The organism is Pseudomonas sp. UBA7530 (assembly GCF_002479365.1).
In the GTDB taxonomy this organism is placed as follows: Bacteria; Pseudomonadota; Gammaproteobacteria; order Pseudomonadales; family Pseudomonadaceae; genus Aquipseudomonas.
The window spans coordinates 333,232-353,063 of sequence record NZ_DLMS01000003.1 but is presented as its reverse complement, the minus strand read 5'-3'; the positions used below and the strand labels follow the sequence as shown (position 1 = coordinate 353,063).

Sequence of the window (19,832 nt, the reverse complement as noted above, 5' to 3'; positions counted from 1 at the left end):
CGCTCGGCTTGTTTTAGGCTGAAGGCCAACGACAAGAACGACACGCGAGGATGCCCATGTCGCAAGCGCCACTGGATGCCTATGACTACCTGATCGTCGGCGCCGGCCCGGCCGGCTGCCTGCTGGCCAATCGGCTGTCTGCCGACCCGGGCGTCAGCGTACTGCTGATCGAGGCAGGCGGGCGCGACAACTATCCCTGGATTCATATCCCGGTCGGCTATCTCTACTGCATCGGCAACCCGCGTACCGACTGGTGCTACAGCACCGAGGCCGACCCCGGCCTGCACGGTCGCAGTCTCAAGTACCCGCGTGGGCGCGTGCTCGGCGGCTGTTCCTCGATCAACGGCATGATCTACATGCGCGGCCAGGCCGCTGATTACGACGCCTGGGCGGCGGCAGGCAATGTCGGTTGGGCCTGGCGCGACGTGCTGCCGCTGTTCAAACGCGCGCAAAATCACTTTGCCGGCGCCAGCGACCTGCATGGCGGCGACGGCGAGTGGCGGGTCGAGCGCCAGCGCCTGTCCTGGGAAATTCTCGAAGCCTTTCGAGCAGCGGCGGCGCAGAGCGGCATCGCCAGCGTCGATGACTTCAATGGCGGCGACAACGAAGGCTGCAGCTACTTCCAGGTCAACCAGAAACGCGGCGTGCGCTGGAATGCGTCCAAGGCGTTTCTACGTGACATACGCCGGCGCGCCAATCTGCACGTGCTGACCGGTGCCGAAGCCGAGCGCCTGGAATTGGAGGACGGCCGCGCCAGCACCTTGCATCTGCGTTGGCAGGGCCAGGTCGTGCGGGTCAGGGCGCGCCGTGAGATCGTGCTATGCGCAGGCGCCATCGGCTCGCCGGCCTTGCTGCAGCGTTCCGGCATTGGCCCCCGGCCGCTGCTCGAGCGCCTTGGCATCGGCGTGAAGCATGAACTGCCGGGCGTCGGCGAGAACCTGCAGGATCACCTGCAACTGCGCCTGATCTACCGGGTCGAGGGGGTGAAGACCCTCAATCGCATCGTCGCCACGCCTTGGGGCAAGCTGGGCATGGGCCTGGAATACCTGCTCAAGCGCAGTGGGCCGCTGTCCATGGCGCCCAGCCAGTTGGGCGCTTTCGCCAAATCCGACCCCGGCCAGGCGCGCGCCAATCTGCAATACCACGTGCAACCCTTGTCGCTGGAGCGCTTTGGCGAGCCCCTGCACGATTTCCCGGCGTTCACGGCCTCGGTGTGCAACCTGCGCCCGCACAGCCGTGGTCGCGTCGCCATCAACTCGGTGGATGCTGCCGTCGCACCAATGATCCAGCCCAACTACCTGAGTGACGAGCGCGACCTGCATGTGGCGGCCGACGCCATTCGCTTGACTAGGCGCATCGTCGCTGCGCCTGCTCTAGCCGGCTACCGGCCGCAGGAGTACAAGCCCGGGCCGCAGTACCAGAGCGAGGCGGACCTGCAGCGCGCTGCGGGCGAGATCGGCACCACCATCTTCCATCCGGTGGGCACCTGCGCGATGGGGCAGGGGCATGGCGCGGTGGTCGATGCCCGATTGCGCGTGCACGGTATCGCCGGCTTGCGGGTGGTCGATGCGTCGATCATGCCGACCATCGTCTCGGGCAATACCTGCTCGCCGGTGCTGATGATCGCGGAGAAGGCTGCGCTGATGATCAAGGAGGATGCGCTGAGGTCATGAGGTCTCGGTCGACTCGTCCTGGAACCGGGCGTGGTTGCGCCCGTCCTGTTTGGCCCGATTCAGGGCCTGATCGGCTAGATCCAGAGCGCTGCCGAGATCTTCGTGATCCAAAGGCCAGACTGCGCCCCCGATGCTGCACGAAATACTGACGAGAGCGGTTTCCAGACTGACCGGTTGGCGCACGGTGATCAAGGTGCGTTCGGCAATATGCTGCGCCTGCGTGCGAGCCTCTCGCTCGGGCACCTGCAGCACCATGAGAAATTCGTCTCCGCCCAGGCGTGCCACCATGTCGCCGTCGCGCAGGCCGCGGCGCAGGCGTTGGGCTACCTCGCGCAACAGGTGGTCACCCAAGGCCGTGTCGTGCACCTCGTTGATCGCCGTGAAATCGTCCAGATCCAGGTAGAGCAATGCCAGGCAACTGCCTTGCTGCGTGCTGAGCTGCTGCGCCTGCAGTAAGCATTTCTCCAGGGCCAGACGGTTTGGCAGCCCGGTCAGCGGGTCCTGGTGTGCGAGGTTCTCCATGGCGACGAGTGCGCGCTTCTGCAGGGTCAGGCGTTCTACCAGTTTGCGAATCGACTGGCTCAGCTGGGCGATTTCACGGCTCCCGTGCAGCTCGGGAATCTCGCTGATCTGGCCGGCGCTGAGGCGATCGGCGGCCTCGACGATGTCGTGCAGCGGGCGGGTGTAGTGGCCGCTGAGCGTCCAGCCGGCCAGGGCGAATACCACGGCCAGGCCGCCACCCCACATCAGGATGGTCAGCATCAGCGAGCGTGCCGGGGCGTAGGCGAGTTCGAGGTCCTGGCGCGCTACCACCGTCCAGCCCAAACCGGGGTAGTCCTGATAGCCCTGGCTGAGAGTCATGCCGGTCAGATATTCGGTGCCGTCCGGCCAGCGCTGCACGGCCCACTGGCTGGCCCCAGGACGCAGACCTTCCAGGGCAGGCAACTGCAGCGACTGGCCGATCATTTCCCTTGGACCAAGGAGGATGCTGCGGTCCTTGCCAATGATGAAGAACTCGACGTTGCGGCGTTTCTGTATGGGAGCCAAGATTGCCTGGCGCACTTCGTCGGCCCAGCGCCATGACAGGTGCGACGCGAGTACAGCTACAGGCTTGCCGCGGTCGGCGCTCATCGGCAAGCTGATATCGACGAATTTCATCGCCTCGCCAGTGGGGTTGGGTAGCAATTTTGCCAGCAACACCGCTTCGTGTACGTCACCGATGAACAGTCCTTTCTGCGCCTCCATATAGACCGGTCGCTGGGCGATGCTGGCTCCTTCCAGCACACCATTGCTGGACGCCACCACGGTGCCCTGTGCGTCGGTGAGGCCAATCCAGGCGAAGCTGGGAACTTCCCTCTGCAGGTTGTCGAGCAGGTGCCTGACCTGTTTCGGGTCCTGCGGCTCACGCAAGGTCTGCAGGCTGGCCAGTACCCTTAGCATGGCGGCGCGCCCGGCCATGTCGCGATCTAGGCGATCGACCATGGTGTAGGTCTGCTCAGCCATATCCCGACCTACCTCTTTGCGAATCTGCTCGCTGCTGTATTCGCCTATCAGTGTGCCCAGCAGCCAGGTAAGTGCAGCCACGAGCAGGGCGATGATCAGGGCGAAGCGGCTGCGTAGACTGTGCGAGAAGGGCATGGATGGGGCTCCGAGATTGCCATTCTTATGAACTTTGGGCGCAAGTATAGTTCGCCCTTAGAGCTGAGTTATGCGACCTGCGGGCCGTGACAGGCTGCCAGCGGAGCTGCGTTTGGGTATAATCGCCGGCTTTTCCGTCCGATTTGCCGCGAGCGCCGACTACCATGGAAATCAATCCGATCCTCAACGCCATCAAGGACCTGTCCGAACGTACCCAGTCAATTCGGGGGTATCTTTGACTACGATCACAAGCATGATCGTCTGGTCGAAGTAAACCGCGAGCTGGAAGACGCCAGCGTCTGGAACAAGCCCGAGTACGCCCAAGCCTTGGGCCGTGAGCGCGCCATGCTGGCGCAGATCGTCGAAACCATCGACGACCTCACCGGCAGCCTGGCCGATTCCAAGGATCTGCTGGAAATGGCTGCCGAAGAGAACGATGAAGGCGCGGTCAGCGACATCGTCGCCGAAGTCGAGCGCCTGCGCGAAATCCTCGAGAAGCTTGAATTCCGCCGCATGTTCAGTGGCGAGATGGATGCCAACAACTGCTACCTGGATATCCAGGCCGGTTCCGGCGGCACCGAGGCCCAGGACTGGGCCAACATCCTGCTGCGCATGTACCTGCGCTGGGCCGACAAGCGCGGTTTCAGTGCCGAGATCGTCGAACTTTCCGAAGGTGAGGTCGCCGGCATCAAGGGCGCCACCGTGCACATCAAGGGCGAGTACGCCTTCGGCTGGCTGCGTACGGAAATTGGCGTGCACCGCTTGGTGCGCAAGAGCCCGTTCGACTCCGGTGCGCGTCGCCATACCTCGTTCTCGGCGGTGTTCGTGTCCCCCGAGATCGACGACAAGGTGGACATCGAGATCAACCCGTCCGACCTGCGCATCGACACCTACCGTTCCAGCGGCGCCGGTGGTCAGCACGTCAACACCACCGACTCGGCGGTGCGTATCACCCACGTGCCGACCAACACCGTGGTGGCCTGCCAGAACGAACGTTCGCAGCACGCCAACAAGGACACCGCGATGAAGATGTTGCGGGCCAAGTTGTACGAGCTGGAAATGCAGAAGCGCAACGCCGCCTCGCAGGCGCTGGAAGACAGCAAGTCGGACATCGGCTGGGGTCACCAGATTCGCTCCTACGTGCTCGACGACTCGCGCATCAAGGATCTGCGTACCGGTGTCGAGCGTAGTGACTGCCAGAAGGTGCTCGATGGCGACCTCGACGGCTATCTCGAGGCCAGCCTCAAGCAGGGCCTGTAAGCCCAGTAACCCATCCGTAGGCGCCGGACAGCCGGCGCCTGCTCAAATTTTGTACGAAACGCCAGGCAGATAAAGCGACCATGAGCGACCAACAACTCGACCAGAACGAACTGCAACAGGAAGAAAACAAGCTGATTGCCCAGCGCAAGGAAAAGCTTGCTGCCGTCCGTGAGCAGGGCATTGCCTTCCCCAACGATTTCCGCCGTGACAGCCTGTGCGCCGACCTGCAGAAACAGTACGAGGGCAAGAGCAAGGAAGAGCTTGAGGCCGCTGCCATCCCGGTGAAGATCGCCGGTCGCATCATGCTCAACCGCGGTGCCTTCATGGTGCTGCAGGACACTTCCGGTCGCCTGCAGGTCTATGTCAACCGCAAGACCCTGCCGGCCGAGCAACTGGAAGCGGTCAAGCATTTCGATCTGGGCGACATCATTGCCGCCGAGGGCACCCTGGCACGTTCCGGCAAGGGTGACCTGTACGTCGACATGCAGAACGTGCGTCTGCTGACCAAGTCGCTGCGCCCGCTGCCGGACAAGCACCATGGCCTGACCGACACCGAACAGCGCTATCGCCAACGCTATGTCGATCTGATCGTCAATGAGGAAGTACGCCACACCTTCCGCGTACGCTCGCAGGTGATCGCGCATATCCGCCGCTTCCTCAACGAGCGCGGTTTCCTCGAGGTGGAAACCCCGATGCTGCAGACCATCCCCGGTGGTGCAGCGGCCAAGCCGTTCGAGACCCACCACAACGCGCTGGACATGGCCATGTTCCTGCGTATCGCCCCGGAGCTGTACCTCAAGCGGCTTGTTGTGGGTGGCTTCGAGAAGGTCTTCGAGATCAACCGCAACTTCCGTAACGAAGGCGTTTCGACCCGGCACAACCCCGAGTTCACCATGCTCGAGTTCTACCAGGCCTACGCCGACTACCGCGACAACATGGACCTGACCGAGGAGCTGTTCCGCGAACTGGCCCTGGCCGTGCTGGGCACCACCGACGTGCCCTATGGCGACAAGGTGTTCCACTTCGGCGAGCCGTTCGTGCGCCTGTCGGTGTATGACTCTATCCTCAAGTACAACCCGGACATCACGGCGGCTGACCTGGGCGATGTCGAGAAGGCCCGTGCCATTGCCAAGAAGGCTGGCGCCAAGGTGCTCGGCCACGAAGGCCTGGGCAAGCTGCAGGTGATGATTTTCGAGGAGCTGGTGGAGAGCAAGCTGGAGCAGCCGCACTTCATCACCGAGTATCCGTTCGAGGTGTCGCCGCTGGCCCGCCGCAACGACCAGAACCCCAACGTCACCGACCGCTTCGAGCTGTTCATCGGTGGCCGCGAGATCGCCAACGCCTACTCCGAGCTCAATGACGCCGAAGACCAGGCCGAGCGTTTCCTCGCCCAGGTGGCCGAGAAGGACGCCGGTGATGACGAAGCCATGCACTACGATGCCGACTTCGTCCGCGCTCTGGAGTACGGCATGCCGCCCACCGCGGGTGAGGGTATCGGTATCGACCGTCTGGTGATGCTGCTGACCAACTCGCCGTCGATCCGCGACGTCATCCTGTTCCCGCACATGCGTCCGCAGGCCTGATGGCAAAACGCAAAGCCGCCCTCGGGCGGCTTTTTGCTGTCTGTGACTCCATCATTCGGCGTGATTTCTCCGGGTGGCGGGCTGGCAAGCGAAACGGAGTCTTTTGGTTGTCTGTCCAACCCATTACTCTCCTTGCCATCACCAGAGCGTAGAGGAACGACCTATCGTGAGCTCCGTACCTGCGTCCCCGAATGCCACCCAGGCTGCCAACGCCGTCGCCGAAAGCGTCCAGTACCAGGGCCGCAAGACCAGTCGCCAGGGCAGTGAGCAGCGCCGCCAGGCGATTCTCGATGCCGCCATGCGCATCATCGTACGCGAGGGCGTGCGCGCCGTACGCCATCGTGCGGTGGCCGCCGAGGCGCAGGTGCCGTTGTCGGCAACGACCTACTATTTCAAGGACATCGATGACCTGATCACCGATACCTTCGCCCTCTTTGTCGAACGCAGTGCGGCGCATATGGCGGCATTCTGGGCCGGTACCCGGGGAAAGCTGGAGGCCATGGTCGGTCGTGTGGACGGCAGCGAGCAGGCGCGTCGGCAGTTGGCCGAGGAGATCGCCGAGCTGGCGGTGCAGTACGTGCAGCGCCAGTTGCGCGAGCGTCGCGATCACCTGATCGCCGAGCAGGCGTTCCAGCAGGAAGCGTTGCTCAACCCGCGCCTGCGCGAACTGGTGCGGGCCCATCGGCAGATTCTGCAGCAGGGTGTGACCCACTTCTTCGAAGTGCTCGGCTCGCGCCAGCCCGAGCAGGATGCCGTGCTGTTGACGGCCACCATCGTGCGGATGGAGTATCAGGGCCTGTTGGACGGCGTCGATCATCTGGACAGCCAAGGAATGCTGGCCATCCTTAAGCGCTACATGAATCTGGTTCTGGGGCTGTAAGCGTCGATCATCGGGTCGAGCGGCTTACACAAGGAGAGCGTAATGAAAGCCTGGCGCGTACTGGTCGCCCTGTCGTTCCTGCTATTGAGTGGTTGCCTGGTCACCTTCAAGGACCCGATCCCGGCCAACGAGGCCGCGCCCATTCCGCTGCTGGGCGAGTGGACCCGGCAGGACGAGTGGGGCGATCAGCTGTATCTGGAAATCACCCGCGCCGGCTCCAATCTTTATGAAGCACGCATCTACGAAGGCAGCCCGGATAACGTGAGCAGCCTCGAGGAGTTCGGCTTCACCGTCGCCCATCATGGCCGCCGCTGGTATCTCTCGGCGGGCTTGCCGAAAAGCCTGGGCGCCAACTTCGCCATCGCCGGTTTCGAATTGACCCGTGACAACGAGCTGGTGTTGTACAACCTCGACACCGACCGCATCCTGCAGGACATGAACAAGGGCCTGCTGGAGGGGCAGACCGTCGTCATGCCCGAAGCGGACGGCGCATTGATCACCAGCCCGCTGGACAAGGTATTCGCCTACCTCGACGACCCGGCCAACGCCGACCTGTTCGTCGAAGTCGCGCGTTACCAGCGGGTGGCCGAATAGGAACTGCCATGAACAGCCAGCAGAAACTGGACGACTATCAACTCTGCATCCGCGTCCTCAGCGACCGCATCGTCGAAGCGCAAACCCCCATTCGCGTGCTCGATGCGGTGAAGTGGGACGACGGCATCCGCGATGGCTTTCTCAAAGCCAAGGGCAAGCAAGCGCCAGCGGTGGACCGCGACTATTACCTGAACCGGCCGCTGGCCTTCGATGCGGCGGCGAAGAAGCTGGAATTCCAGAACATCGAGCGCGACATCACCCGTCAGCTCGGCCAGTTCAACCCGGTCGGGCAGATCATGCGGCGCATGTGCAAGGAATACCGCATGGTCATCCGCATGCTCGAAGCGCGCGGCACCGAGGACTTCGGCCTGATCAGCCAGGAACTCTACGGCGCGGCCTCCGATGCCTTCCACGCCGGCGACCCGACCCTCGCCGACCTCGGCCTGATGCTCTCGGACTACCTTAACAACATCGCCGCACGGGGTGATCTGGAAGACGAGCCCAAGGTGCTTGGCGCCAGTGACGCGGTGAGTATCCTGCAGCAGCGCTTGGCCGGTGTTTTCGGTGATGACACCATCCGCGTGTTCGAGTCTGACGGCATCCTCGCCGACGCCGCGGCGGGCGCCGACTACATCAAGATCCGCAGCGATGCGCGCTTCAACGAGCGCGACGTCAAGGCGCTGGAAGTGCATGAAGGCCTGGTGCACGTTGGCACAACGCTCAACGGCCTGAACCAGCCGATCTGCACCTTCCTGGCCAAGGGGCCACCCTCGTCGACCGTCACCCAGGAAGGCCTGGCGATCCTCATGGAGGTGATCGCCTTCGCCTCCTATCCGACCCGCCTGCGCAAGCTGACCAACCGCACCCGCGCCATCCACATGGCCGAGGAGGGCGCGGATTTCCTCGAAGTGTTCGAGTTCTTCCGTGAGCAGGGTTATGGTCTGGAAGGCGGTTACAGCAATGCCAGTCGGGTTTTCCGCGGTTCCGTGCCCACTGGTTTGCCGTTCACCAAGGACCTGTCGTACTTAAAGGGCTTCATCCTGATCTACAACTACATCCAGCTGGCGGTGCGCAAAGGCAAGTTGGAGCAAATCCCGCTGCTGTTCTGCGGCAAGACCACCCTGGAAGACATGCGCACGCTGCGCAAGCTGGTGGACGAAGGCCTGGTGCTGCCGCCCAAGTACTTGCCGCCGCAGTTCCAAGACATGAACGCCTTGTCGGCATGGATGTGTTTCTCCAACTTCCTCAACCACCTGAGCCTGGATCGCATCGAGGCGGACTACGCCAATATTCTCTGAATCACGCCGCATGTAGGGTGCGCCGCGCGCACCGCTGCCGTAGCCCGGATGAAATCCGGGAAGCCCTGGAGACCGCCCTGTGCCCAGTCATCAACTCGAATACGAAATTCTCGGAGCTTCGGCGCAATCGGTGGAGATCATCCTCGACCCCGGCGAGACGGTAATCGCCGAGGCCGGTGCGATGAACTACATGACCGACGGCGTGCGCTTCGAAACGCGCATGGGCGATGGTTCGTCCAGTGGTCTGCTGGGCAAGCTGTGGAGCGTCGGCAAGCGCATGCTCACTGGCGAGTCGCTGTTTATGACTCACTTCAGCAACGCCGGCAAAAGTCAGGCACGAGTGGCCTTCGCCGCGCCTTATCCGGGCACCGTGGTGCCCATTGATCTGGCGAAAATCGGCGGCCGGCTAATCTGTCAGAAGGACGCCTTTCTCTGTGCTGCGCACGGCACCAGTATCGGCATCAGCTTCGCCAAACGTCTGGGCGCCGGTTTCTTCGGCGGTGAAGGCTTCATCCTGCAGAAGCTCGAAGGCGATGGCCTGGCATTCGTGCATGCCGGCGGCACGGTGATCCGCAAGGAGTTGAACAACGAAACCCTGCGCCTGGATACCGGTTGCCTGGTGGCCTTCAGCAGCGGCATCGACTATGACATCGCCCTCGCCGGCGGGCTGAAGAGCATGCTGTTCGGCGGCGAAGGGATCCTGCTGACCACCCTCAAGGGCACCGGCACGGTGTGGATCCAGAGCCTGCCGTTCTCGCGCCTGGCAGAACGCGTGTATGCGGCGACCGTACAGGCCCGTGAAGAGGTGCGTGCCGGTGGCAAGTAGCCTGAGGACGCTAGCGTTTGTGCTGGCCAGCCTGTGGTTGGCTGGTTGCAGCGGTCTGCTGTTCTACCCCGAGCCCGGGCTGCCGATCACTCCCGAGCGTGCCGGCCTGGAATACCGCGATATCGAACTGCATGCCGCCGACGGCACCCGGTTGCACGCCTGGTGGCTGCCGGCCAAGCCTGATGTCGCGGTCAAGGGCACGGTGCTGCATTTGCATGGCAATGGCGGCAACCTGGCCTGGCACTTGGGCGGCGTGCACTGGCTGCCGGAGCAGGGCTATCAGGTGTTGATGCTGGATTACCGCGGCTATGGCCTGTCCGAAGGCAAGCCGCGCCTGCCCGAGGTCTATCAGGATATCGACGCGGCCTTCACCTGGCTCGACCAGGCGCCGCAGGTCAGGGGCAAGCCGCTGTTTCTGCTGGGGCAGAGCCTTGGCGGTGCCCTCGGTGTGCGTTACTTGGCGCAACAACCCGAGCGCCAGTCGACCTTGCAGGCCATCGCGCTCGATGGTGTGCCGGCCAGCTACCGCGATGTCGGCCGCTATGCCCTGAGCAAGAGCTGGCTGACCTGGCCGCTGCAGATGCCGCTGTCCTGGCTGGTGCCGGACGGCGACAGCGCGATTGCGAGCATCGATCGACTCGCCGGCGTGCCTTTGCTGATCTATCACAGTGTTGACGACACGATCGTGCCGCTTTCCAATGGCCAGCGTTTGTATCAAGCTGCGCACCCGCCGCGGGCCTTTCAGGCGACCCGTGGGCCGCATGTGCAAACCTTCGCCGAGCCCGCCTGGCGTCAATCGCTGCTGGCGTTCTTCGCCGCGCCGCAGGCCTACGTCGAGGGGCTGGGGCCGGCCACCGAATCCGCAACAGAGAGTCCGTAATGACCGAACGCAATCCCATTCCACTGATCCTCACCGGCGTCGCCAGCATCGTCGGCACCGTCGGCGTCCTCTGGTACTACGGCTATGTGCATTTCGCCAAACCGGAAGATGCCTTGCTGCTGTCCGACTTCACCATGCTCAAGACCATCCCCGGCGAGGACTACAAGGTTTCACTGAAACCGGCCGATCAGGTGGCGCAATGCATCGACGGCGTAGTGGTGCTGTTCGATCTGCAGCAGAAGGGGCTGACCGGCGTGCTGGTGGATAACAGGAAGCAGGCCGTGCGTTGCATGGGCCAGGAGACTCCGCAGTTGGAGCAGTAAGGTCAGCAACCAAAAAGAAACCCGCCGTCAGGCGGGTTTCTTCATTGCAGCAGCGGTGTGATCAGGCGCCGGCAGAGGAGCGCGGTGCCACCGGCTGGTTGTCGTTGGAGATGGTCACCTCCACGCGACGGTTCTGCGCACGACCGGAATCGCTGGAGTTGTCCGCAACCGGATACTCCTTGCCGTAACCCTGGGCGACGATTCGGGTCGGTTCTACGCCGGCGCGAATCAGCGCACGACGCACGGACTCGGCGCGACGCTCGGACAGGCCCTGGTTGTAGCTGGCCGAGCCGACGCTGTCGGTGTAGCCCTCGACGATCACTTGGCGCTCCGGGTTTTCCTGGAGGAAACGCGCCAGTTGCGTGACATTGGGCAGCGCGCTGCTCTTGAGTTCGGCCTTGTTGAAGTCGAACAGAACGTCACCGAAGGTCACCAGCGTGCCGCGTTCGGTCTGCTTGGCGTTGAGGCTGTCCTGCAGCTTGCGGATCTGCGCATCGCGGGCATCGAGCAGGGCCTTGGCACGTTGCGCGGAGCTGTTCTTCAGCTCGGCTTCAGCAGTGCGCAGGGCGATGGTCTGCTTGGCCACCTCGACGCGCTTGTTGGTCAGGTAGGCCAGTTGGTCGACCTTCTTCTCGTCTTCCTTGTCCATGTAGGCTTTGTCGGCCTTGTTCAGCCATTCCTGGGCTTCCTTGGTCTCCAGTGCGGCCACCTTGGTCGCCTGCGGATCGCTCTGCAGCGAGGAGAAGTTGCTACGCGCCGACTCCAGGTTGGCGTTGGGCTGGTGCGAGCAGGCGGCGAGGCCAACGCTCAGGGCCAGAAGGGCGGGGATCATCACGTGTTTACGCATGGCGTTCATCCTTTGATCTTTCAGCGAATGGGTGGGTGGCAAGGCGCTCATTGAGCGTTTCGCATGCCTTCCTCACGCAGCTCCTCGACACCCTTGCGGGCGTCCTGCACGGCTTGCTCGGCCTTGGCGGCCTGGGCCTTGCGCTCGGCGACGCGGGCGTCCCATTCGGCCTGTTCGGCCAGGCGGCGGGCCTTGTCATACTCTTTCTCGTGCATGGCCAGCTCGGCTTCCTTGAGCTTGTCCTGCGCGGACTTCATTTCCACTGCAGCGAACTCGGTACCGCCAGCGCTGATCGCCGAGTTGACGGCAGACTGCGTCACGGCATATTGCTCGGTCGGTGGGTTACCGGCGCAGCCGGCGAGTACCAGGCTACTGCCCAGCACCAGTGCAGCCAGTTTGATCCCCTGCAGGCGGCTGCGTGGGGCTTTATCGGTATGGGTCTTCATGGTGGCTAACTCCATTTGAAACACTCCTATGAATGACGATATCCGTGGCAAATGACCCAACGTGCTATGCGTCCGCCAAGGCCGTTGGCGACGCTGGCTTGCCACGAGGGGCCTGCAGTTGGGACCTGAACTTTTCTTGAATGGTTCAGAAAAAAAGACAGCCTACTTATGATTTCAGGCATGACCATTTAGTCAGGTATTGAAAGCTCTACGCCCGCCCCCTAAGACCGAGAGCACGTGCGAAAAAGATTCATCTCCCCTTGTAGTTCGTGGGCTTCGATAGGTTTTTTCAGGCCGAACACGGCCGCAGCGAGCGCTCCGCCGAAGCCGGGCAGCCTGCTGCCGTTGTTGCCTAGAAGCGTGTCGGTAACGGCGCTTCTATGGCCTAAGTACGCGAATTTGAACGTTATATCGAACGAGCGCTCAGTGGCTTGTACCCTTAGCCGACTCATTGAGCTGGCGCAGGTACTTGCGCGACAGCGCCAGAAAGCGCGGTGTCGGCCCGACGTCCTCGTAGAGAGGGTCGCCCTGTTCATCCAGCGCTACCACCTTGTTGCCCTTTACATAGGGCAGGCTGGCTTCCAGCTCTTCCAGTGCCGCGCCAATCAGTTCGCCGAGCAACTCTTCGCTGTGGTGCTTGGGGTACATCTCGGTGAGCGCCGCCAGGCGTGCGGCCGATTCGACATCCAGATGAATGTGGTAGCGGGTCGGGGTCAGGTGGCCCTTGGCATTCTGTTCCCAGTGTTTTGCCAGTTCGCGAATTCTCATGTCGTCGCTCCTTACGGGGGCGCAGGCAATGCCGGTTGGACATTCCTCTGCGCCTGTCAACAAGCCTAGACCCAGCACTCAGCCCCACTTGGGAGCACGCCGCACCCTTGTAAGAAGTTGGCGCGCTGGGCACTCTGTTGACAATGGTCAGCAGAAGGAGTGCGACATGGCGGAAATAGATGCGCGCTTGCGTGAAGAGGTGCACCTGCTCGGTGAGCTGCTCGGGCATACCATCAGCACCCAGTTGGGCGACGAGTTTCTTGACAAGATCGAGCGCATACGCAAGGCGGCCAAGGCCGGTCGCAGCGGCACCGATGCGGATGTCGAGCAGTTGACCAGCACCCTGGGCGACCTCGGTGACGACGAGTTGTTACCCGTGGCGCGGGCGTTCAACCAGTTCCTCAATCTGGCCAATATCGCCGAGCAGCAGCATCGTGTGCGCCGCCGCCGCGCGGGCGAAGCCGAACCTTTCGAGCTGCGTGTGCTGGACGAGTTGCTCGAGCGTCTGCTCGCCGAGGGACAAAGCAGCGACGAGTTGGCGCGCCAGCTTGGGCGTCTGGACATCGAACTGGTACTGACTGCGCACCCCACTGAAGTGGCGCGGCGTACCCTGATTCAGAAATACGATGCCATCGCCGCACAGCTCACGGCACTGGATCACAGCGACCTGTCGCCGGCAGAGCGCGAGCGCATCGTCGAACGCCTGCAACGGTTGATCGCCGAGGCCTGGCACACCGAGGAAATCCGCCGCAGTCGGCCCAGTCCGGTGGACGAAGCCAAGTGGGGCTTTGCCGTCATCGAGCATTCGCTGTGGCAGGCCGTGCCGCAGTTCCTGCGTCGTGCCGACCGCAGCCTTGAGGCCGCCACCGGCCTGCGCCTGCCGCTGGAGGCCGCGCCGATTCGTTTCGCCTCGTGGATGGGCGGTGACCGCGACGGCAACCCCAATGTCACGGCGCGGGTAACGCGCGAGGTGCTGCTGCTGGCACGCTGGATGGCGGCCGATCTGTACCTGCGCGATGTCGATCAGCTTGCGGCCGAGCTGTCCATGCAGCAGGCCAGCGATGAGCTGCGCGCGCAGGTGGGCGACAGCGCCGAGCCATACCGCGCGCAGCTCAAGCATCTGCGCGAGCGCCTACGCGAGACGCGCAGCTGGGCGCAGCAGACGCTGACCGTCGATATCGCCGCGGGGCCTTCGGTGTTGCAGGACAACCGCGATCTGCTGGCGCCGCTGCAGCTGTGCTACCAGTCGCTGCACCAGTGCGGCATGGGCGTGGTCGCCGACGGCCCGTTGCTCGATTGCCTGCGCCGGGCCGCGACCTTCGGTCTGTTCCTGGTGCGCCTCGACGTGCGTCAGGACTCCGCCCGGCACGCTGCGGCGCTGTCGGAAATCACCGATTACCTCGGCCTTGGTCGCTACACCGACTGGGACGAAGAGGCGCGCCTGGATTTCCTCCAGCGTGAACTGGATAGCCGCCGGCCGCTATTGCCGAGCGACTATCGCCCTTCGGCCGATACCGCCGAGGTTCTCGCCACCTGCCGTGAGGTGGCTGCTGCTCCCGCTGCCTCGCTGGGCTCCTACGTGATCTCCATGGCCGGTGCCGCTTCCGACGTGCTGGCAGTGCAACTGCTGCTGAAGGAGGCCGGGTTGCGCCGGCCGATGCGCGTGGTGCCACTGTTTGAAACCCTGGCCGACCTCGACCACGCCGGACCGGTGATGGATCGTCTGCTCGGCTTGCCCGGCTATCGCGCGCGCCTGCATGGCCCGCAGGAAGTGATGATCGGCTATTCCGATTCGGCCAAGGATGCCGGTACCACCGCCGCTGCCTGGGCGCAGTACCGCGCGCAGGAGGAGCTGGTGCGCCTGTGCCGCGAGCATCAGGTCGAGTTGCTCCTGTTCCACGGTCGCGGTGGCACCGTCGGGCGTGGGGGTGGCCCGGCCCATGCGGCCATTCTGTCGCAACCGCCGGGCTCGGTGGCGGGACGCTTCCGTACCACCGAACAGGGCGAGATGATCCGCTTCAAGTTCGGCCTGCCGGATATCGCCGAGCAGAACCTCAACCTCTATCTCGCTGCCGTGCTGGAAGCCACGCTGCTGCCGCCGCCTGCGCCGCAGCCGAGCTGGCGGGCGATGATGGATCGCCTCGCCGATGTGGGTGTGAAGGCCTACCGCGGCGTGGTGCGCGAGCATCCGCAGTTCGTCGAGTATTTCCGCCAGGCCACACCGGAGCAGGAACTGGGCCGGCTGCCGCTGGGCAGTCGCCCGGCCAAGCGGCGTGAGGGCGGCGTCGAGAGCCTGCGAGCGATCCCCTGGATCTTCGCCTGGACCCAGACGCGACTGATGCTGCCGGCCTGGCTCGGCTGGGAGCAGGCGTTGGGGCAGGCGCTGGCGGGTGGTGATGCCGAACTGCTGAAGGACATGCGCGAGCACTGGCCGTTCTTCCGCACGCGCATCGATATGTTGGAGATGGTGCTGACCAAGGCCGACGCCAGCATTGCCGCGCTGTATGACGAGCGCTTGGTCGAACCCGCGCTGCAACCGTTGGGTGCGCAGTTACGCGACCTATTGTCGCAGGCCTGTGCCGCCGTACTGGAATTGACCGGTCAGTCGCACCTGCTCGCGCACAACCCGGAAACCCTCGAATCGATCAGCGTACGCAATACCTATCTCGACCCGCTGCACCTGCTGCAGGCCGAGCTGCTGGCGCGCTGCCGCCAGCGCGAGCAGGTGCCGGAGAGCCCGCTGGAGCAGGCCTTGCTGGTCAGTGTTGCCGGTATCGCAGCGGGCTTGCGCAACACCGGCTAAGGGATGCAGTGCGCTGGCGCAAAGGTGTGCGGCCAGCGCCGTGTACGGGGTGCAGGCCGCCGTGAGGAGGGTTTTTATCCGACTTTTGGCGGCTTGTGCGCCTGGGGTGCGCTGTGTATCTTGAGCAGCCTTTTTGGCCGCTGCGGCTGCCGCACAACATTCAAGAGATTGGCCCCACGAGGCGAGTCCGACCGATTACTACATAACTCTTGAGGAGCACATCGATGCGCGTGATTCTGCTGGGGGCGCCCGGTGCCGGCAAAGGTACCCAGGCTCGCTACATCACCGAGAAGTTCGGCATTCCGCAAATCTCCACTGGCGACATGCTGCGCGCAGCGGTCAAGGCTGGCACCGAGCTCGGCCTGAAAGCCAAGAGCGTAATGGATGCTGGCGGTCTGGTCTCCGATGACCTGATCATCAACCTGGTCAAGGAGCGCATCGCTCAAGACGATTGCGCCAATGGCTTTCTGTTCGACGGTTTCCCGCGCACCATTCCGCAAGCCGAAGCGCTGCGCGATGCCGGCGTAGCCCTGGATCACGTGGTGGAAATCGCCGTCGACGACGAGGAAATCGTCAAGCGTCTGTCCGGCCGTCGTGTACACCCGGCTTCCGGGCGCGTCTACCACACCGAATACAACCCGCCGAAGGTTGCCGGCAAGGACGACCTGACCGGTGAGGAGCTGGTCCAGCGCGAAGACGACAAGGAAGAGACCGTGCGTCATCGCCTGTCCGTCTACCACTCGCAGACCAAGCCGCTGGTGGACTTCTACCAGAAGCTTTCCGCCGCCACCGGTACGCCGAAGTGCAGCCACATTCCGGGCGTCGGCAGCGTCGAAGAAATCACCGCGAAGACCCTGGCCGCTCTGGACTGAGTCCACGCCGCCAGCCGTTATCGCACCAAGGCCTCGAAAGGGGCCTTGGTCGTTTATGGAACACGAATACGTTGTGGTCGCTCTCAAGCATGGCCCCGAGTGACGGGTCGGCTAGTATCGATGGTGCAAGCCTCCGGCCTGCGTCGGGGCCTGTCGATAACCTATAAGGAAGAGGGCATTAAATGACCGAGAAACGCATTTGGCTGGGCCTTGCGGTATCGTTGTTGACCACTCCGCTGGTATTTGCCGAGATCGCCGCGCAGAGCAAGACCGACTGTTCGGTCGCGGAATTCACCATGGGCTTGCGCTTTCAGCAGCAGTCCGCGGAGGTCCAGGCGCTGCAGTTGCAGGCCTACAACATCGCAACAGAGAGGCTCGACAAGGCCGTAGCGGTGGCGAAGGATCCTTCCAAGCTGGCCATCGTCACCGACCTTGATGAAACCGTGATCGACAACAGCGCACTGCTGGCACGCGACCTGGCCAACTGTCATCAATACGATGCCTGGGATACCTGGCTGCCCTGGGAACGCGACGGCACGCCGGAGCTGATCCCCGGTGCGAAGAAATTCCTCGAGCATGCCGACAAGCTCGGCGTGACCATCCGCTACATCTCCGACCGTGCCGACGAGCAGAAGAAATACACCCTGGCCACCCTGACCAAGCTGGGCCTGCCGCAGGTGTCGGAAGACAGCGTGCTGCTGCTCGGCCCGCCCAAGGTCGAACGCCGCGCCATCGTCAGCGCCGATCAGCAGATCGTCATGCTGCTGGGCGACACGCTGCACGATTTCGATGCACGCTTTCGCAAGACGCCGCTCGACGCACAGCGCAAGACCGTTGCTGACGAGGCTGAAAAGTGGGGTGTGGAGTGGATCGTATTCCCCAACGCCAGCTATGGCACCTGGTCCGAAGCGCCGCTCAAAGGCTGGGACGCCGAGCCTGTGGTCGAGCCCTGGTAAGACCGCGCTGATCGCCACCGGTCGCTCGGCTCAGGCCGGGCGCCGTCATGGCGCTGGAAAAAAACTCGTCGAGCCGGTCTAATGCCGGCTCTTTTTTCTTCAGCCGTCCGAATGCAATGACCACTCTCCTGGCCCTGGATACCGCCACCGAAGCTTGCTCCGTCGCGCTGCTGCATGACGGTCGTGTGCTCAGTTATTATGAAGTCGCCCCGCGTCTGCATGCGCAGCGCCTGTTGCCGATGATCCAGCAGCTGCTGGGCGATGCCGGCATCGCGGCTTCGGCGCTGGATGCCATCGCCTTCGGTCGTGGCCCCGGTGCCTTCACCGGCGTGCGCATCGCCATCGGCGTGGTACAGGGCCTGGCCTTCGCACTGGAGCGGCCGGTGTTGCCGGTCTCCAACCTGGCCGTGCTGGCCCAGCGCGCGCTGCGAGAGCAGGGCGTGACCCAGGTCGCCGCGGCGATCGATGCGCGCATGGATGAGGTCTACTGGGGCTGTTATCGCGCCGAGGCAGGCGAGATGCGTTTGCTCGGCCAGGAGGCGGTGTTGCCGCCGGAACAGGCCGAGGCGCCACTCGGCAGCGATGGTGAATGGTACGGTGCCGGTACGGGGTGGGGCACCTTTGCCACGCGTATCGCCCTCAAGCCCGCGAGCATGGACGGCAGCATGCTGCCGCATGCCGAAGACCTGCTGAACCTGGCGCGTTTCGCCTGGGCGCGCGGCGAGGCTGTGCCGGCCGATCAGGCGCAGCCGGTTTACCTGCGTGACCAGGTCGCCACACCGAAAGCACCACCGGTATGACAGCTTGTCGGATGCTTGGCGTCAAAAACCGCTTGGTAATTGCCAAGACCGGTACTCGCCGTTACATTGCCAGCACTGTCCATTATTAGCTCGAGCCCGAGCAGTCCTAAATGCGGATCGACGGTTACCTGCCTCCCTACTCGCCAGATCGCGGCCCCCGTTCGGGGACAGCGGTCACGCCCTATCGCGAGGCGCAGCGGGAAGTCGAGGCCCGACGTGAGCAGCCAGCTGCCCCGGCGAGCAGCCAGGGTCTCGAGCAGGCCCCGCAGATTCGTCGCGTGCAGGCCAGCAGCAGTAACTCCGATAGCCTGCCGACGCGAGCGCAGGACCTGGTTTACCAGCAGCCCGCGCTGAGCAACCGCGCTGCCCAGGCGTTGGCCAGCTACAGCACCACCGCTGCCTACGCCAATGAGTACGATGCTCAGCAAGTGCTCGGCCTCGATCTCTACGCGTAACTCCGTTTCATGGCGTGGCTCACGCCCCTCAGCCTGGTCCGTTGCATAGATCGATGAGTGTTGCGCTTCCCTATTTTCTTGGTTGTCCATCCTGGAGCGAAGCGGCCTGGCGCGCCACGCTCTATCCACAGGACACGCGTCCCACGGATTTTCTCGGCCGCTATACCGAAGTGTTCAACGCGGTAGAAGGCAACACCACCTTTTACGCCAGGCCCAGCGAGCAAACGGTCGCCCGCTGGGCGCTGGCGATGCCGGCGCACTTTCGTTTCTGCGCCAAGTTGCCGCGCGATATCAGCCACAGCGAAGACCTCTGCCAGCAACTCGATGAGGTCGCGCAGTTCCGCCAGTTGCTGGCGCCGCTCGGCGCGCGGGTCGCGCCTTACTGGCTGCAGTTGCCGGCTGCATTCGGTCCTTCGCGGTTGGCCGAGCTGGCTACGTTCATCGAGCAGTGGGGCGAATGGCCGCTGGCTGTAGAGGTGCGTCATCCGGAGTTCTTCGCCAAGGGCGATGCCGAGCGTGTGCTCAATCGCCTGCTGCACGAGCGCGGTATCGAGCGCATCTGCCTGGACTCGCGAGCGCTGTTCAGCTGCGACTCGCAGGAGCCGGCCGTGCTCCATGCGCAGGCCAAGAAACCGCGCCTGCCGACCCGGCCCACGGCGTTCAGTCAGCATCCACAGCTGCGTTTCATCGGCCACCCTGAACTGCTGGCCAACGATCCCTTCATGCTGCCCTGGCTGGACAAGGTCGCTGGCTGGATCGAGCAGGGGCTCGCTCCGTACGTCTTCGCGCACACCTCCGATAATCGCCTGGCGCCCGAGCTGGCGCGGCGTTTTCACCAGCAGCTGATGCAGCGCCTGCCAGGCTTGCCGGAATTGCCGGTGCTGCGAACCGAACCGGAACTGGAGCAGCTCGGCCTGCTCTGATGAAGGA

The 19,832-nt window shown here is 63.6% G+C and carries 19 protein-coding genes; 15 read left to right on the top strand and 4 right to left on the bottom strand.

Annotated elements, in window-relative coordinates; all coding sequences use genetic code 11:
- Window positions 1-56: 56 nt before the first annotated feature.
- Entirely contained in the window at window positions 57-1,673 is a 1,617-nt protein-coding gene (locus tag B2U07_RS07670; RefSeq protein WP_275545918.1) for a GMC family oxidoreductase, read from the top strand.
- On the opposite strand, the gene B2U07_RS07665 is transcribed toward B2U07_RS07670, so the two are convergent.
- Window positions 1,668-3,311 (bottom strand): diguanylate cyclase domain-containing protein, encoded by a 1,644-nt coding sequence (locus B2U07_RS07665; RefSeq protein ID WP_275545917.1) that lies wholly within the window; start codon window positions 3,309-3,311, stop codon window positions 1,668-1,670. The genes B2U07_RS07670 and B2U07_RS07665 overlap by 6 nt on opposite strands.
- A gap of 164 nt (window positions 3,312-3,475) precedes the next feature.
- Here B2U07_RS07665 and prfB point away from each other — a divergent pair.
- The 8 genes from prfB (at window position 3,476) to B2U07_RS07625 (ending at window position 10,955) form a co-directional block, all read left to right on the top strand.
- A protein-coding gene (gene prfB, locus B2U07_RS07660) for a peptide chain release factor 2 (protein ID WP_197856286.1) occupies window positions 3,476-4,571 on the top strand; the annotation gives its coding sequence in 2 pieces (ribosomal slippage) (window positions 3,476-3,547 and window positions 3,549-4,571; 1,095 coding nt in all).
- An 80-nt stretch (window positions 4,572-4,651) separates the two neighbouring features.
- A complete protein-coding gene (gene lysS / locus B2U07_RS07655; protein WP_296276688.1) occupies window positions 4,652-6,154 on the top strand; it encodes a lysine--tRNA ligase in 1,503 nt (500 codons plus the stop codon).
- A gap of 166 nt (window positions 6,155-6,320) precedes the next feature.
- Window positions 6,321-7,034, top strand: a complete 714-nt coding sequence (locus B2U07_RS07650; protein WP_296276686.1) for a TetR/AcrR family transcriptional regulator — start codon at window positions 6,321-6,323, stop codon at window positions 7,032-7,034.
- A 42-nt stretch (window positions 7,035-7,076) separates the two neighbouring features.
- Complete coding sequence (locus B2U07_RS07645; RefSeq protein ID WP_197856283.1) at window positions 7,077-7,628, top strand: hypothetical protein; 552 nt, start codon at window positions 7,077-7,079, stop codon at window positions 7,626-7,628.
- 8 nt (window positions 7,629-7,636) lie between these two features.
- On the top strand, window positions 7,637-8,926 hold the full coding sequence (locus B2U07_RS07640) for a flavohemoglobin expression-modulating QEGLA motif protein (protein ID WP_296276684.1): 1,290 nt from the start codon (window positions 7,637-7,639) through the stop codon (window positions 8,924-8,926).
- A 79-nt stretch (window positions 8,927-9,005) separates the two neighbouring features.
- Entirely contained in the window at window positions 9,006-9,752 is a 747-nt protein-coding gene (locus B2U07_RS07635; RefSeq protein WP_106736817.1) for a TIGR00266 family protein, read from the top strand.
- Entirely contained in the window at window positions 9,703-10,632 is a 930-nt protein-coding gene (locus B2U07_RS07630; RefSeq protein ID WP_296276679.1) for an alpha/beta hydrolase, read from the top strand. The genes B2U07_RS07635 and B2U07_RS07630 overlap by 50 nt, the downstream gene beginning before the upstream one ends.
- On the top strand, window positions 10,632-10,955 hold the full coding sequence (locus B2U07_RS07625) for a hypothetical protein (RefSeq protein ID WP_197856280.1): 324 nt from the start codon (window positions 10,632-10,634) through the stop codon (window positions 10,953-10,955). Before B2U07_RS07630 ends, B2U07_RS07625 begins: the two co-directional genes overlap by 1 nt.
- 61 nt (window positions 10,956-11,016) lie before the next feature.
- On the opposite strand, the gene B2U07_RS07620 is transcribed toward B2U07_RS07625, so the two are convergent.
- The 3 genes from B2U07_RS07620 to B2U07_RS07610 form a co-directional block, all read right to left on the bottom strand.
- On the bottom strand, window positions 11,017-11,802 hold the full coding sequence (locus tag B2U07_RS07620) for an OmpA family protein (protein WP_197856279.1): 786 nt from the start codon (window positions 11,800-11,802) through the stop codon (window positions 11,017-11,019).
- 47 nt (window positions 11,803-11,849) lie between these two features.
- Complete coding sequence (locus tag B2U07_RS07615) at window positions 11,850-12,263, bottom strand: DUF4398 domain-containing protein (RefSeq protein ID WP_197856278.1); 414 nt, start codon at window positions 12,261-12,263, stop codon at window positions 11,850-11,852.
- A 408-nt stretch (window positions 12,264-12,671) separates the two neighbouring features.
- Window positions 12,672-13,016, bottom strand: coding sequence for a pilin assembly protein (locus tag B2U07_RS07610; RefSeq protein WP_275545914.1), 345 nt, complete (start codon window positions 13,014-13,016; stop codon window positions 12,672-12,674).
- A 166-nt stretch (window positions 13,017-13,182) separates the two neighbouring features.
- On the opposite strand from B2U07_RS07610, the gene ppc reads away from it, so the two are divergent.
- From ppc to B2U07_RS07580, 6 genes are all read left to right on the top strand, one after another.
- The gene (gene ppc / locus B2U07_RS07605; protein WP_296276677.1) at window positions 13,183-15,819 is read left to right on the top strand and encodes a phosphoenolpyruvate carboxylase; all 2,637 of its coding nucleotides are present in this window, start codon (window positions 13,183-13,185) and stop codon (window positions 15,817-15,819) included.
- A 224-nt stretch (window positions 15,820-16,043) separates the two neighbouring features.
- Complete coding sequence (adk, locus tag B2U07_RS07600; protein WP_017362788.1) at window positions 16,044-16,691, top strand: adenylate kinase; 648 nt, start codon at window positions 16,044-16,046, stop codon at window positions 16,689-16,691.
- A 182-nt stretch (window positions 16,692-16,873) separates the two neighbouring features.
- Entirely contained in the window at window positions 16,874-17,647 is a 774-nt protein-coding gene (locus tag B2U07_RS07595) for a 5'-nucleotidase, lipoprotein e(P4) family (RefSeq protein ID WP_275545912.1), read from the top strand.
- Between the two features lie 116 nt (window positions 17,648-17,763).
- Window positions 17,764-18,447, top strand: a complete 684-nt coding sequence (tsaB, locus tag B2U07_RS07590; protein WP_296276672.1) for a tRNA (adenosine(37)-N6)-threonylcarbamoyltransferase complex dimerization subunit type 1 TsaB — start codon at window positions 17,764-17,766, stop codon at window positions 18,445-18,447.
- A 110-nt stretch (window positions 18,448-18,557) separates the two neighbouring features.
- Complete coding sequence (locus B2U07_RS07585; protein ID WP_197856272.1) at window positions 18,558-18,902, top strand: hypothetical protein; 345 nt, start codon at window positions 18,558-18,560, stop codon at window positions 18,900-18,902.
- 53 nt (window positions 18,903-18,955) lie between these two features.
- Entirely contained in the window at window positions 18,956-19,825 is an 870-nt protein-coding gene (locus B2U07_RS07580) for a DUF72 domain-containing protein (protein WP_275545910.1), read from the top strand.
- Window positions 19,826-19,832: the final 7 nt, after the last annotated feature.

Excerpts from the sequence above, each read along its gene's own strand:
- adk (WP_017362788.1), top strand. The coding sequence starts at position 16,044 with ATGCGCGTGATTCTGCTGGGGGCGCCCGGTGCCGGCAAAGGTACCCAG.
- B2U07_RS07580 (WP_275545910.1), top strand. The coding sequence starts at position 18,956 with ATGAGTGTTGCGCTTCCCTATTTTCTTGGTTGTCCATCCTGGAGCGAA.
- B2U07_RS07645 (WP_197856283.1), top strand. The coding sequence starts at position 7,077 with ATGAAAGCCTGGCGCGTACTGGTCGCCCTGTCGTTCCTGCTATTGAGT.
- B2U07_RS07615 (WP_197856278.1), bottom strand. The coding sequence starts at position 12,263 with ATGGAGTTAGCCACCATGAAGACCCATACCGATAAAGCCCCACGCAGC.
- B2U07_RS07670 (WP_275545918.1), top strand. The coding sequence starts at position 57 with ATGTCGCAAGCGCCACTGGATGCCTATGACTACCTGATCGTCGGCGCC.
- B2U07_RS07625 (WP_197856280.1), top strand. The coding sequence starts at position 10,632 with ATGACCGAACGCAATCCCATTCCACTGATCCTCACCGGCGTCGCCAGC.
- B2U07_RS07585 (WP_197856272.1), top strand. The coding sequence starts at position 18,558 with ATGCGGATCGACGGTTACCTGCCTCCCTACTCGCCAGATCGCGGCCCC.
- B2U07_RS07640 (WP_296276684.1), top strand. The coding sequence starts at position 7,637 with ATGAACAGCCAGCAGAAACTGGACGACTATCAACTCTGCATCCGCGTC.
- lysS (WP_296276688.1), top strand. The coding sequence starts at position 4,652 with ATGAGCGACCAACAACTCGACCAGAACGAACTGCAACAGGAAGAAAAC.
- B2U07_RS07665 (WP_275545917.1), bottom strand. The coding sequence starts at position 3,311 with ATGCCCTTCTCGCACAGTCTACGCAGCCGCTTCGCCCTGATCATCGCC.
- ppc (WP_296276677.1), top strand. The coding sequence starts at position 13,183 with ATGGCGGAAATAGATGCGCGCTTGCGTGAAGAGGTGCACCTGCTCGGT.
- B2U07_RS07620 (WP_197856279.1), bottom strand. The coding sequence starts at position 11,802 with ATGCGTAAACACGTGATGATCCCCGCCCTTCTGGCCCTGAGCGTTGGC.
- B2U07_RS07630 (WP_296276679.1), top strand. The coding sequence starts at position 9,703 with ATGCGGCGACCGTACAGGCCCGTGAAGAGGTGCGTGCCGGTGGCAAGT.
- B2U07_RS07610 (WP_275545914.1), bottom strand. The coding sequence starts at position 13,016 with ATGAGAATTCGCGAACTGGCAAAACACTGGGAACAGAATGCCAAGGGC.
- B2U07_RS07595 (WP_275545912.1), top strand. The coding sequence starts at position 16,874 with ATGACCGAGAAACGCATTTGGCTGGGCCTTGCGGTATCGTTGTTGACC.
- tsaB (WP_296276672.1), top strand. The coding sequence starts at position 17,764 with ATGACCACTCTCCTGGCCCTGGATACCGCCACCGAAGCTTGCTCCGTC.